This is a genomic window from Emticicia sp. GW821-FHT11C11, from assembly GCF_058808615.1.
On sequence record NZ_JBXARV010000003.1, the window covers coordinates 855,354 to 867,549 of the forward strand.

10 protein-coding genes are annotated in these 12,196 nt (G+C 41.0%); 5 read left to right on the plus strand and 5 right to left on the minus strand.

Annotated elements, in window-relative coordinates; all coding sequences use genetic code 11:
- Window positions 1-194: 194 nt before the first annotated feature.
- The gene (locus tag AC1RRY_RS18830) at window positions 195-569 is read left to right on the plus strand and encodes a zinc ribbon domain-containing protein (protein ID WP_492821713.1); all 375 of its coding nucleotides are present in this window, start codon (window positions 195-197) and stop codon (window positions 567-569) included.
- Between the two features lie 86 nt (window positions 570-655).
- Here AC1RRY_RS18830 and AC1RRY_RS18835 read toward each other — a convergent pair whose 3' ends face one another.
- The 3 genes from AC1RRY_RS18835 to AC1RRY_RS18845 form a co-directional block, all read right to left on the minus strand.
- Window positions 656-787 carry a hypothetical protein gene (locus AC1RRY_RS18835; protein ID WP_492821711.1) on the minus strand — a complete coding sequence of 44 codons (132 nt, stop codon included), beginning with the start codon at window positions 785-787 and terminating at the stop codon, window positions 656-658.
- A gap of 61 nt (window positions 788-848) precedes the next feature.
- Window positions 849-4,646, minus strand: coding sequence for a PAS domain-containing protein (locus AC1RRY_RS18840; RefSeq protein ID WP_492821709.1), 3,798 nt, complete (start codon window positions 4,644-4,646; stop codon window positions 849-851).
- A gap of 157 nt (window positions 4,647-4,803) precedes the next feature.
- A complete protein-coding gene (locus AC1RRY_RS18845) occupies window positions 4,804-5,199 on the minus strand; it encodes a response regulator (RefSeq protein ID WP_492821707.1) in 396 nt (131 codons plus the stop codon).
- A gap of 780 nt (window positions 5,200-5,979) precedes the next feature.
- Between AC1RRY_RS18845 and AC1RRY_RS18850 the strand changes: the two genes are divergently transcribed.
- Entirely contained in the window at window positions 5,980-6,222 is a 243-nt protein-coding gene (locus AC1RRY_RS18850; RefSeq protein WP_492821705.1) for a hypothetical protein, read from the plus strand.
- A gap of 104 nt (window positions 6,223-6,326) precedes the next feature.
- Here AC1RRY_RS18850 and AC1RRY_RS18855 read toward each other — a convergent pair whose 3' ends face one another.
- Window positions 6,327-7,400: an acyltransferase gene (locus AC1RRY_RS18855; RefSeq protein WP_492821703.1), complete on the minus strand. Its 1,074-nt coding sequence runs from the start codon at window positions 7,398-7,400 to the stop codon at window positions 6,327-6,329.
- 209 nt (window positions 7,401-7,609) lie between these two features.
- On the opposite strand from AC1RRY_RS18855, the gene AC1RRY_RS18860 reads away from it, so the two are divergent.
- Window positions 7,610-7,768: a hypothetical protein gene (locus AC1RRY_RS18860; protein ID WP_492821701.1), complete on the plus strand. Its 159-nt coding sequence runs from the start codon at window positions 7,610-7,612 to the stop codon at window positions 7,766-7,768.
- Between the two features lie 29 nt (window positions 7,769-7,797).
- On the opposite strand, the gene AC1RRY_RS18865 is transcribed toward AC1RRY_RS18860, so the two are convergent.
- Window positions 7,798-8,835, minus strand: coding sequence for an acyltransferase (locus AC1RRY_RS18865; RefSeq protein ID WP_492821699.1), 1,038 nt, complete (start codon window positions 8,833-8,835; stop codon window positions 7,798-7,800).
- A gap of 672 nt (window positions 8,836-9,507) precedes the next feature.
- On the opposite strand from AC1RRY_RS18865, the gene AC1RRY_RS18870 reads away from it, so the two are divergent.
- Window positions 9,508-10,188, plus strand: a complete 681-nt coding sequence (locus tag AC1RRY_RS18870; RefSeq protein WP_492821697.1) for a phage tail domain-containing protein — start codon at window positions 9,508-9,510, stop codon at window positions 10,186-10,188.
- Window positions 10,173-12,194, plus strand: a complete 2,022-nt coding sequence (locus AC1RRY_RS18875; protein ID WP_492821695.1) for a hypothetical protein — start codon at window positions 10,173-10,175, stop codon at window positions 12,192-12,194. Before AC1RRY_RS18870 ends, AC1RRY_RS18875 begins: the two co-directional genes overlap by 16 nt.
- Window positions 12,195-12,196: the final 2 nt, after the last annotated feature.

A 12,196-nucleotide genomic window follows, 5' to 3' on the forward strand; every position in this document is an offset into this window, starting at 1 on the left:
GGTGGGGTAGACTCCTCGTGTTTTCGCCAGATATTATTTTCCGAAAATTCCTAAAACAGCACCCATTTATATGGTTGACTTTAACTTAGGCATTGCAAATTTCAGTACTGTTTATTTCTCGGATACGCATTATTTTGTATATTTACCATGAGTGAAAGATAGCATGCACACCCATATCATTAAACGGAAAACGAATGATTAATGTAGATTCAACTCTGAGAAAATGCCCCTATTGTGCCGAACTGATTAAGGTTGAGGCCATTAAATGCAAGCATTGCGGCGAGGCGCTGGAGGGACACCCCGAATACAGGAAAACAACCGTTCCGCCGAATCCTACTGTGAACGTGCAGATTCCTCAGTTCCGCGAGCGTAAATGGAGCCCTGGTGTAGCTGCGCTCATCAGCCTTATTATTCCCGGTGGCGGGCAGATGTACAAGGGTGATGTGGGTCTGGGCATTGTATGGCTGGTGATTGTAACCATCGGCTACTTTGCGCTGGTAATCCCCGGGCTTGTTCTGCATTTGATTTGCATCGTTACGGCTGCCTCGGGTGATCCTTACAGGGATTAGTGGGCAGAGGGCATTGGGTGGGGTGCAGAGGGCATGGGGGAGTGGGTTATTTTTTAAACCAGTCCATAATCGGGTCTATCCAATCTTTAAATCCTTTGTAAAAAAAGCCGCGCTTGAGGCCGATCTGCTACCCGCAAGGTGATATTCCATCCGGCCGAGGCACCTGTCAGCAGAATATTCTGCACCCTGGCGCCACCTTTCAGTATATTCCTTCTCATATATGCACGGTACGGAAGTGCATCCGTTGCCTTTGCTGCGAACGCGGAGGTTTGCGCCAGATTATCCCTGAAACCGCAGCGTAAACGTAGTGCCTACGTCTTCGGTGCTATCGGCCTCTATGCTGCCTTGCAAGCTTTCCATCTGCGATTTAATAAGATAAAGCCCTAGCCCTTTGCTATTGGGGCGGTCATGAAAACGCTGATAAAGTCCGAAAATCTTGTCTTTGTGCCTTGCTGCATCAAAGCCGATGCCGTTGTCGGCAAATGTCAGCACAATGGTGCTGTCTTCTCTTCGGGTGGTAACGGTAATTTTCAGTGTTCTGTCGAACGACCTGTATTTGATGGCATTGGTAAGCAGATTCATAAAGATGCTTTCCAGATAGGTTTCATTGAAAATCACACTGGGTGCCTTTTCAAAGTTGAGCTCAATGCCGGCCTGCGCTTCTGTCAGCTGATTGCGAAGCTGGCCTTGCACCAGTCCGAAAATCTTGGCAAAGCTTATTTCTTTCTGTTCAATATCGTAGGTGTCTCTGGTAACCAGTATTTTCACCAGATCGTTAATGGTGTTATTCAACTGTAGGGTTGAAACATTAAAGCCGTCGAGTATGATTTTGAGAGTCGGGTCTTCAATCGGAATATCAGCCAGTAATTCCACAAACCCGACTAGGTTGGAAAGCGGGGCTTTCAGGTTATGAGAAGTAATGTAGGAGAAATCGCGGAGGTCCTTATTGTTCTGGTTAAGGGTTTTTATCAATTTCTCACGTTCTATCTCCTGTCCTTTCCGGTCGGTAATGTCTCTGAAATTAATCACGATGGCTCCCACGGCAGGCTCAGACAACAGATTCTGGCAGCTGATTTCCAGCCATTTGATTTGCCCGTTGGTGGTTACAATACGGCACTCAAGATTTCTGATTTTTGAGGGGTCGGTAATTGAATCATAATAGACCTGTCTCATCAGTTCCAGATCGTCCGGATAGACGATGTCACGCAGCGTACCGGCAATTGTCTGGTCATCTTCAAAGCCCAGTATTCTTGTACCCGCCGGGCTCATTTCAATGATTTTGCCATCTGCCGAAAACAGACCCAGCCCGTCGGTGCTGTTTTTTAATAAACTTCTGAAACGTTTCTCACTGTTTCTGATAATCTCTTCCGATTTCTTTCTGTCTGAAATATCTCTGGCAATTTTTGAGGCGCCGGTAATATTACCCTTGTTGTCTCTGATGGGCGAAACAGTGAGTGACATGTCCAGCAGTTCGCCGTTTTTTTTCTTGCGGCGTGTTTCATAATGCTTTACAGAGCCCCCGCCTTGTATTCTGTTGATGATTTCGGTCTCTTCATGCCAGCGGTCGTCTGGTATAATGATGGTGGTGCTCTGGCCGATAGCTTCTTCGGCGGTGAAACCAAACATTTTTTCGGCGCCCTGGTTCCAGCTCAGAATCGTTTTGTGGAGGTCCATACTCAGGATGGAATCTTCCGACGAATTGACGATAGACACTAAAAGTGCCTGCTGCTCTTCAAATTGTTTTTGCTCGGTAATGTCTCTGAAATTGGCTACCAGAACCTTTGCTTCGGGCCTGTGCAGCATGTTGCTGAAGGTGCCTTCGAGCCATACATACGTGCCATCGTTTTTTCTTCTTCTGAACGTAACCGGAACAGGCTCTGAAGGATTGCTGTAGGCCAGCTTCAGTTTTTGCCGGGCAATCTTCTGGTCGTCGGGGTGGATACTGTCCAGAATATGATACATTGTATGTTTGGTATTAACTGCACCAAACATCTTTTCAACAGCCGGGCTGTAGAACTCAATTCTGCCGTCTGCATCAAAGAGCAATAAGAAATCGTGGCTGTTTTCAAGAATAGACCTGAAGCGTAATTCGCGCGTTCTGATTTCGTCTTCAGCGGCTTTTCTGGCGGTGATGTCACGGCCGGTTATGCAGCAGCCTACAATGGTGCCATCTTCATAGACAGGGTTGATCGAAAACTCTATCCATGCCGACAGACCGGCAGGTTTCTGAAAATGGCGGTCATATTGAATATTTTCTCCTTTAATCGATCGTTCAAACAGCGGGCTTACTATCGCATGCCTCGAGCTTTCAATAAAATTGAGTATGTGTTCACCAATTACAATGTCTTTGTCGTTGCTCAGAAAGCCTATCGTTAGCGCATTAGTGTTAAAGGCTTTTACGTTCATGCCGGTATCCATGAGCAAAAAGGCTTCAGAAGTATTATCGAAGATGGCCTTCAGGTTGTTTTCTGATTTCCTTACGAGCTCGGCAGCTTGTAAACGCTCGGTGATATCGCGGAAATTGGATACAAACGCCTGTATGTTTTCGTCTTGCAGCAGATTGGTAACATAGCCTTCAACCCAGATGAAGTGCCCCTCTTTATGCTTGAGGCGGTTGGTTCTGGGTAAAGAAGAACCGGGTGTTGTCAGCAGCTTTTCAACAAGGTTTTTGCTTTCTTCAACCTGTTCAGTGTGCATTAATTCCTGGTTGTGTTTTCCGATTACTTCATCTGCAGCAAAGCCTGTTAATTTTTCGAAAGCCGGGCTTACGTAAGAGACGATGCCGTCAGGCCTGGTCAGAATAATGATGTCTTCGCCCTTTTCCACCAGCGCTTTAAAACGGTTTTCGCGTGCTGCCAGTTTGGCCTCGGCTTCTTTGCGCTCGGTGATGTCACGATAATTGGCTACAATGGCTTTTACGTTTTCTTCATGCAGCAGATTGGTGATTACCCCTTTCAGCCATATGTAATGCCCGTTTGCGTGTTTCAACTGGAATAACCTCGGAATGGCAACCCCCGGATTGGCCAAAGCCTGATGAAAAGTTTCTTTCAGGTGATCAAGGCAAGTCGGGTTAATGTTCGAGATGAGTATGATATGGTTTTTTGAAATTCTTTCGAACGAATAACCCGTTATACGTTCAAAAGACGGGCTGGCATATTGCACCACCCCGATTTCGTTGGTAAGCAGAACAATATCTGTGGCGTTTTCGATAAGCGCCCGGAACCGCTTTTCGCTGAGTTCTATTATCTTTTCTGCTTTTTTTCGTACGGTAGTTTCGTTGATAAACGTGCAGATCCGTTGTTCGTTGTTAATGTCGATATCATTATAGATCACTGCCGAGAATTCGAAAGGGAAACGCTCGCCGTTTTTCCGGATACCGATTGCTTCGCCTTTCATTTTGCCTTTTTTCTCTCCCTCTGAGTAATAATCGGCTATGGCGCCGTCTACATCTTCCATGATGTCGGAGCGATTCAGCAGCATGAATTCTTCACGACTATAACCAAAAAGATCTACTGCGGCGTTGTTTATGTCCAGAATTCTACCGTCGGCCGTGTTGAAGAAAAAAGCGTCGAGCGAGTTTTCAACAATATTCCGGTATTTGATTTCATTTTTACGGTTTTCAAGAAGGGCTTTGTGGGTAGGAGTCAGGTTAGCGGTAGAAACATAAACACCGGTGATTGCCCCGGCGGAATCGTAAATGGGTTTGTATTTGGTATTAAAACTGTAAATATCATTATTGTATTCGGGCAGATTCAGCTCTATTTCAAGTTCTTCTCCATTCAATACGCGCCGGTAATAGTCGCGCACTGCTTCCTCTCTTCCTTCGATAACAAAATTGAGAATACTTTCGCCAGTTTTGAGCTCGAACCCCGAGAAATTAAAACAGATGTCGCGGAATCCCTGGTTGAATTTAACAATGATTAAACGACTATCTACAACCATGTAACTTTCGTCAACATAGTCTTCCATCAGGCTTTGGTAATCGATTATTTCCTTCAGGCTGTTGCGTATTTCACCCGCTTTTTGCTGCGGGTCGGCCGGGGTATTATCAGCCGGTGTAGATATATCATCGTTCATGAATACGGTATGTCATTCAAAGTGAACTTAAATTCTGCGTACATATGCGTATAAATATAAGCACATAAGCAGCTTTTAAGTAAATAGGTTAAGTACTTTTTTTTAAAGAGCAAAATACGTTTGAAGAATTTGGCAGCAGTTGACTATCCGAACAAAATTATACTTTTAAATTGCTTAATGCAACTATGGTGAGAGGCTTTGTTAAATAATCGATTATCATGGGGTATTGCTCGGCTTTAGTCTTCTCTACCAGATCTGTTGATGACGACAGGATTACGACTCTGGTTTTGTTGAATAAAGGATAATAGCGATGGGTAAATTCGTCGAGGAAATCCCACCCGTTCATCACGGGCATGTTCAGGTCAAGAAAAATCAACTCAGGGTATTGGTCAGTGTTGTGGTTTGCGACTAAGTCGGCGTAATAGTCCAGCGCTTCTTTTCCGTTCTGTTTGGTGGTTATTTCTTCCGCAAAAGAGTTTTTTTCCACCACCAGCCTTATGAGGGTTAATGTTATTTTATCGTCGTCGACACAAAGCAATCTTTTAATCTTCATTCAGTTTGATAAGGGTTTGGCTCAATTTCAATTGATGATTACACTGCCGGTTTCAACTGAAAAGGCAGTGATACAGGTATTTATAAAATTGCTACAGCAATATAATTATAAAAGGCAGAATGAGAAAGGTTGCAAAGGTTATTGTTTAAACAGCAGGTGAAAAGCTAATACTGTAGGTCCGGATATTGATAATTAAATAATGTTGTATGCGTAACTATTTAAAACCGATTTGCTGAAACCCCCTGTCAATAAACTCAATACTGAACCTAAATTGATGAGGTGATTAAACAGACAATGCCTGCCAAATTTACAGATATCTGCCACTTTTATTGCCAGGTATCAGCCTCACGCTTCCTTTCATTCTTCTAGTGTTTTCAGGCGGTATTCTAAGGTTAAGCGGCATGGGTGTGTTTCCAGGCAAAAGCTTTCTTGAAGCAATACGGAATCATTGATGTTCCGACATCAGGATTTAATATTCCGTGGTAAAATTAGAGTATCGCGGATAAGTTATCAAACAATAAAAAATAAAGTTATTTAGCGGATACATTACGCGAGATTTTAACAAATCGGCTTGTCTGATGTGGTGCCTGAGCATTATATGCAGACCGGCATTAAACCACGGCGAACGTATGCAAACGTTTTCAGAGCTTTGAATTTTAGTGAACTACAGGCCCGGTTCAGGTATTTTTCTTTTATAGAAACTCCTTGGCTTTGTATGTACTATTTTTTTATTTTTGTTGAGTCATTGCCGGGGTATCTATACCAGTGAATGGGGAATCTATGAAAAAAACAATAAACAGCCTTAGAGGAGAGTTGATGTTTTTGCTCGAGAAATACGAGCTGCTTCATGAAGACATTGCGCTCGCTGCAGGCAATGAGGGGTTTACCATAACCTTTGCAAGAAAAATTGATACGCAGCAATTTCAGCGGTTGATTCACTACCTTAACGAGGAAAACGAGAATTACACGGCCTGGTTCTGCCCTAAAGCCAAAAGAATAAAAGTAACGGTTTATGTTGAGTAGAAACAGGCAGAACATTTTTATAAAAGCCACGGCAAAGAATAGACAAAGACTCTGAAACGGCTTATTAAAATACTGACGTACATTCCCAGATTTATCGAACTCGCCTAAAAGCCAAAATATTTGGCAGATATCTGTTTATTGATTCGAATCAGTAATTTTCCGGTTGCTAAACTTAGCAACAAGACAACGAAAGTTATTAAAATTTCTCCAAAAATGTTTTCTAAGAGCGCTTTACCATATAATCTGCCGATTAAATCCTGTAAAATGCGCAGGTATAATAAGTGAACGAAGAATACGCCAAAAACCATTCCGGCTATCGTTTCAACCAGTGGTTTATTTGAAGTGATTTTCTCTTTAATCGAAACAATATACAATATAAGCGCTACGGAGTAAGAAAATGTTGTGATCCGCATTGCTGTTATTGCACCTCCTAACTGCGTATAGTTAATCAACGCATAAACTGAGTGGGCAAAGGAAATGGCAAGAAGAAGCACAGTACATATCAGCCAGGTAGTAGGTTTAAGTTTTGGGTTGTGTATTTGAACAAACGCTCCGAGAACCGGGAAAATAAGCCATGTCAAAAAGTTTCCGGCATATAAAGAAAGGGGAATGCCGAAATTTAAAGCATACACCAGATATTCAATAAGAAGACAAGTTATAATACTTATCGAAAATGCAAACAGTAATGTTTTTATGTTTTTTGCAAGTTGTATGATTAAAGGCTGAAGTAAGTAATATTGTATGATAAGAAGTATAAAATAAAACTGAACGGCAGCCTGAAAATACACAAATTTTTTAACAACAAGGCCTATGCTTTCGCCAACATAAAATAAGCTATATATACTGTAAATGATGCTCCAGACAAGAAGAGGAATAAAGACTTTAGGGATTTGTTTTTTTTGATAGTTGATATACTCTGATTTTGTCTTAATCGTTTTCTTTGACATTAAATAGCCGCTAATAAACAGGAAAAGCGGCACAGCGCATAACAAAGTCTGTCGAGCAAAAACCTTAAATAAGATGGTGAAGTTTAAAAGCGAATGGCTCAATGGTTCTCCGTTTTCTTTATTGACCAGAATGTATTGAGCATGTCCGTAAATAACAAGTATTATGATGCTTATCTTTATATAATCAAAAATTACAACCCTTTCATTATCCGGCGATTTCAGTTGGTTCATTTGACAGACGTTTTTAAGGTAGGTAAGGTTTTTATGGTCACAATGTTATATTAAGGTCTTTAGTTAGTCAAATCAAAATAATCAAAAAGAAAAAGCAATACATAAGGTATTTAATAAAAGAATTAGATAGAACACTAATTTAAGTTTTAGTGAATAGGTCTGTCTTCTGATGTGCAAAATAAATAATAGTGTACGTATAATCAAAATACGTGATAGCAATTAATGCCCATAGCACAACCTTTGCAAGAAAAATTGATACGCAGCAGTTTCAGCGGTTGATTCACTACCTGAACGAGGAAAACGAGAATTACACGGCCTGGTTCTGCCCTAAAGCCAAAAAAATAAAAGTAACGGTTTATGTTGAATAAACCGTTGCTGCTTTGGCAGGGCAAATGCACTAAAAACCAAAGTATTTACTGAATTGCCTCGACGTATATTTTCTTAAAAGCTTGCTCGTTAGGTAACACAGATAAATGATAAGGAAACCTATCGGAAATTGAAACCAAAAACTGCCGAAGCGGAAACCTTCGCCAAGAAATAAATACATAATATGGCGCAGGCATATACTGAAAAATATATGGCTTAAAAATATGCCAAATGATATGCCTGCAATTCTGGCCGTCATGCGGTTGTATGTAAATTTTTCTTTAATCGAAACAAAGAATAAAACCATTGACACATTATACAATAAAGAGGAGGCTTTCATTGCAGAAAGTGCGTTTTCGGGCTGATTGAACCGATCAATCAGAAAGTAGGTGTGAAAAACTGAAAGCAAATGGAAAAAAATACTGAGCAATAGCCAAACAACGGTATTCAGTTTAGGATTGTGAGTTTTAATATAGATACCCAGCACCGGGAAAATCAACCAACCTAATGCATTACCGTATTCCATAATAAAAAGGACTCTTATATTGAGCCAATAGCGGAGATACTCACAGATCAGACAAAATGCGAGAGTTATCAATAAGGCCAAAAGTACGGTTTTGCTGGTTTTGGCGAGCCATGCTATTATAGGTTGCAACAGGTAGAGCTGAACCAGCAAAAGAACAAAATAGAGAGGTACTGCTGCCTGAAATATAAAGAATCTTTTGAGTACTTCGAGTAACCTTGCTCCCAAAAGCAAAGAAATTATACTGTAAATGACGCTCCATACAAGAAAAGGAATAATAATGCGCGGAATATGCTTTCTCAGATAAGTGCTATATTCTGATTTTGAAGTGATTGCCTTTTTTGACATAAATCCCCAGGAGATAAACAAGAACATAGGTACAGCAAATTGGAGTGCTTGCCATAAAACCAGCTTAACGTGGGAATCAAAATTGGAAGTGTTGAATTCAATGACGAACTTACTTGTATGCGCTGATGCAACAATGGTAATTGCCAATGCTCGCAGGAAGTCCAGATAGGCAGTGTTTTTGGCAGCCGATGTTTTCATTTTTATAATAGGTTGCTCAATAGCGTTTAGTTATTTCTCAGAATTAATAATGCGCAGCCAGCCACATGTTCATTTTGAATAGAACACAGGTAAAAACTAGTAATTACGTTGAGTAGATTACGAGTATTTAATTATAAAACAAGGGAAAGGAAATTTGCTTATGCTACGATTTTGAGCCAGCCAGTCATAATTGAAGAATTAAAGTTCCTGACAAGAGATACAATAATTAATTCTGACAAATATGAAAAGCTGTTTGTTTCAACAGTTTGGTTTATTTGTCTGGCAAGTTAATAAAAGAAAAACTAAAAAGAAAAGCCCATAATCATTTTTAATGTTTTTTTTATGTACAGAATTCAATCAAAATAAATTGGATTTTTTTTTGAAAACGGCAACTAACAATAGGATAGGTGTTGCTCGGGTTATAAGAGCATTGTAGAGATATTATTACTAAACCTGACATGATTGATAGCTAAAAAGCTGATTTTACGTATATATATCCAGAAAGCTAATCTATTGAAAAACAAGTGGTAAGTAGCATTATTACAAGGTCAGTTGGTTATCCGTTTTTGTTTTCATTATCCATTTTTGGGGTAGGAATTACAAAAATAATTTTCCTGATTCATGCTTATTATATAAGTATAAATGTTATATTTGTATCAAATAAATATAAAGATGCCGGAAGATATATTACCTGAAATTCCGGGCACTGAATCCATACTAACTTATAAAATTGACGGGGTTCCTTTTCTGAATCTGGGCGTGTATGTCAGTACCTCAAAGGGTATGCAGGATATACCGACCATGAAAGAACCGCAAACCGTTGATTGGCCCGATTCTCACGGAACTGTTGTTGATTTAGCTGCCCCCCGATACAATAACCGGGAAATTGAACTGGAGTGTTTTATCAGAGCCTCCGGGAAACTTGATTTTTTTAATAAGGTGCGGACTTTTCTGGAAATTTTTCAGAAACCGGGGCTTCGCACGCTCGAACTGCACATTGCCAGTAAGCCACTTATTTATATGGTATACACGGTCGATGGTGTAAGCATCGACAAGCACTGGCATGAAGGCGAGATGTTCGGCACCTTTACATTGAAGCTCATTGAGCCTTCGCCGATCAAACGTTTGCTTGTACGTACATCTACTACCGTTAGTTTGCAATTTACCAGTAAAGACCCGATTGATATCTATTGGGGAGACGGACAGAAGACCCTGAATGTATTCGGCACAAGTGTGCTTAAATCGCACACGTATACTGTTGCCGGCCCACATTACATATTGCTGTGCGGGGTAATAGAAGAGATTGAAGATTTTGTAAAAACCAATGCAGACGTAGTATGGAACAAATACTGATATATCATTCTAACGGAACATCCGAACCTATTAATGACCACAGTACGGTTAGTGTTATTAAGCAAGCGGAGCATAAAAAGGCATTGCTGGGGCAGGATATCATTACTATGACTGTGGAGTCGGCAACGACAAGAAACTTTGGAATCGGCGATTACATCAGGATTTTCGGCCTTACGAAGTATAAAATCAACCAGTTGCCCACCGTTACCAAAAACAGCGAGAGAAAGTATCAATATGAATTGATATTTGAAGGGCCGCAGTATGATTTGTCGAGGGCCTCTTACCGGAATACAGACATAGATTCCGTTAATATGGCTTCTGATTTCAGTCTGATAGGCGATATGGAGATGTTTCTGAACGTGCTCATTAATAATCTGAACAGGATATTTGTACCAAACAAATTTGCGTTAGGAACGTTCCCCTCAGGTACGGAGACCAAAAATCTTACATTTAACAGCGAAAATTGTCTTACAGTGCTGCAAAGACTTTGTGAAGAGTATAAGCAGGAGTTTGTTTTTACAGAAACGTCGACACAGACTATTCTGCACATCAAAAATTTGGGAGCAGCGCTCGATTACAGCTTTAAATACGGGCATGGGAAGGGCCTTTATAGATTGACCAGAGAAAACGTAGACACCAGAAACATGGTGAATACGGTGTATTCTTATGGCAGCAGTAAAAACCTGCCGGCCAATTATAAGAATTCTTCTCCACGGCTAAGAATAGGCGGCGATTATGACTTGCCAACGGTAGAAAGCACGTCAGTGACAGCCTTCGGTATCTTTGAGGGTAGCGTTATTTTTGAAGAGATTTATCCGAACAGAACCGGAGTAGTTACCAGTATAAACGCCTCTAAAAGAGAGGAGTTTTCAGACGCCACGATGGATTTTGACTTGAACGAAAAGATTGGTGACAAGTCCACTTATTTGATACCTGGTAATAAGGCGAAGGTTGTTTTTCAAAGCGGAAATCTGGCCGGATATGAATTTGAAATCTCAAAGTATGATCATTCGTCACAGACATTTACCCTTACTCAGAATAAAGACCCCAAAGGGACCAGTATGCCCTCTGATGATCCTAATGGAACTGCTTTCCATATCAATATTGGTGATACCTACGTAATTGTAGACATCATGATGCCGCAGTCGTACATTAACGTGGCTGAAGATAAACTGCTTCAGAAGACCTTCGATTATCTTGATTCGTACTCGTATCCTACACTGAAATATTCATTGGAACTGGATGAGGGTTTTATTAAAAGCACAGCAAGTACATTAAATGTTTTTGAAGTCGGCGATACGGTCAATATACTGGACGATGCCCTGGCTATCAACAGCCGGATCAAGATTGCAGAGTTTACAAGAGATATTCTGAGGCCTTACAAATATAGTCTTGTCATTCAGGATTCGCCCACTACAAATGTTATGCGGATTTTTAGAGCGCACAATATTATTCATGGTGACCCGGTACCCAACCCAAAGGATGACCCTGTACGCCGGAAAACTGACTGGCGAAGTGATACGCAGATGATAGCAGAGATACCGGAGTATGTTCAGAATACACCCATGCTGGAAGTAGGGAAGAAATCAGGACAGGTGAAAGTCGGAATGGCCGGTGGCCTTATAGAGGTATTAGGTGACATGGGTATAAGAAATGAGAGTGGCTATCTTACCAGTTTTAGACTGGGTTTGCTCACCGAAGACCGGGAGGTTACGTTTCCGGATCAGAATATTGTGGTAAATGATTGGCAGTATATAGTCGGTATACCTGAGGCATTTCCGTCGCTCACCTCTGATTACGGACTCATAGGTGTTCAGAACAGTATCAATAGAGTTTTTCAGACCAGCGCGGCATTTGTGGCGGGTTCAACAATAGTATCTATTAATGGAGTAAGGCAGTTTCGCGGAGCTTCTGCTGATTATGTGGAATCGGGGCCGGATCAGATAACCTTTGCGCTGGCGCCTTATGAAGATGATAATTTAGTGGTAGACTTTCAAAAACAATAATT

What these genes read in the sequence shown, in the direction of transcription:
- AC1RRY_RS18830 (WP_492821713.1), top strand. Translation starts at nt 195, where the DNA reads ATGATTAATGTAGATTCAACTCTGAGAAAATGCCCCTATTGTGCCGAA.
- AC1RRY_RS18835 (WP_492821711.1), bottom strand. Translation starts at nt 787, where the DNA reads ATGAGAAGGAATATACTGAAAGGTGGCGCCAGGGTGCAGAATATTCTG.
- AC1RRY_RS18850 (WP_492821705.1), top strand. Translation starts at nt 5,980, where the DNA reads ATGAAAAAAACAATAAACAGCCTTAGAGGAGAGTTGATGTTTTTGCTC.
- AC1RRY_RS18845 (WP_492821707.1), bottom strand. Translation starts at nt 5,199, where the DNA reads ATGAAGATTAAAAGATTGCTTTGTGTCGACGACGATAAAATAACATTA.
- AC1RRY_RS18840 (WP_492821709.1), bottom strand. Translation starts at nt 4,646, where the DNA reads ATGAACGATGATATATCTACACCGGCTGATAATACCCCGGCCGACCCG.
- AC1RRY_RS18865 (WP_492821699.1), bottom strand. Translation starts at nt 8,835, where the DNA reads ATGAAAACATCGGCTGCCAAAAACACTGCCTATCTGGACTTCCTGCGA.
- AC1RRY_RS18870 (WP_492821697.1), top strand. Translation starts at nt 9,508, where the DNA reads ATGCCGGAAGATATATTACCTGAAATTCCGGGCACTGAATCCATACTA.
- AC1RRY_RS18855 (WP_492821703.1), bottom strand. Translation starts at nt 7,400, where the DNA reads ATGAACCAACTGAAATCGCCGGATAATGAAAGGGTTGTAATTTTTGAT.
- AC1RRY_RS18875 (WP_492821695.1), top strand. Translation starts at nt 10,173, where the DNA reads ATGGAACAAATACTGATATATCATTCTAACGGAACATCCGAACCTATT.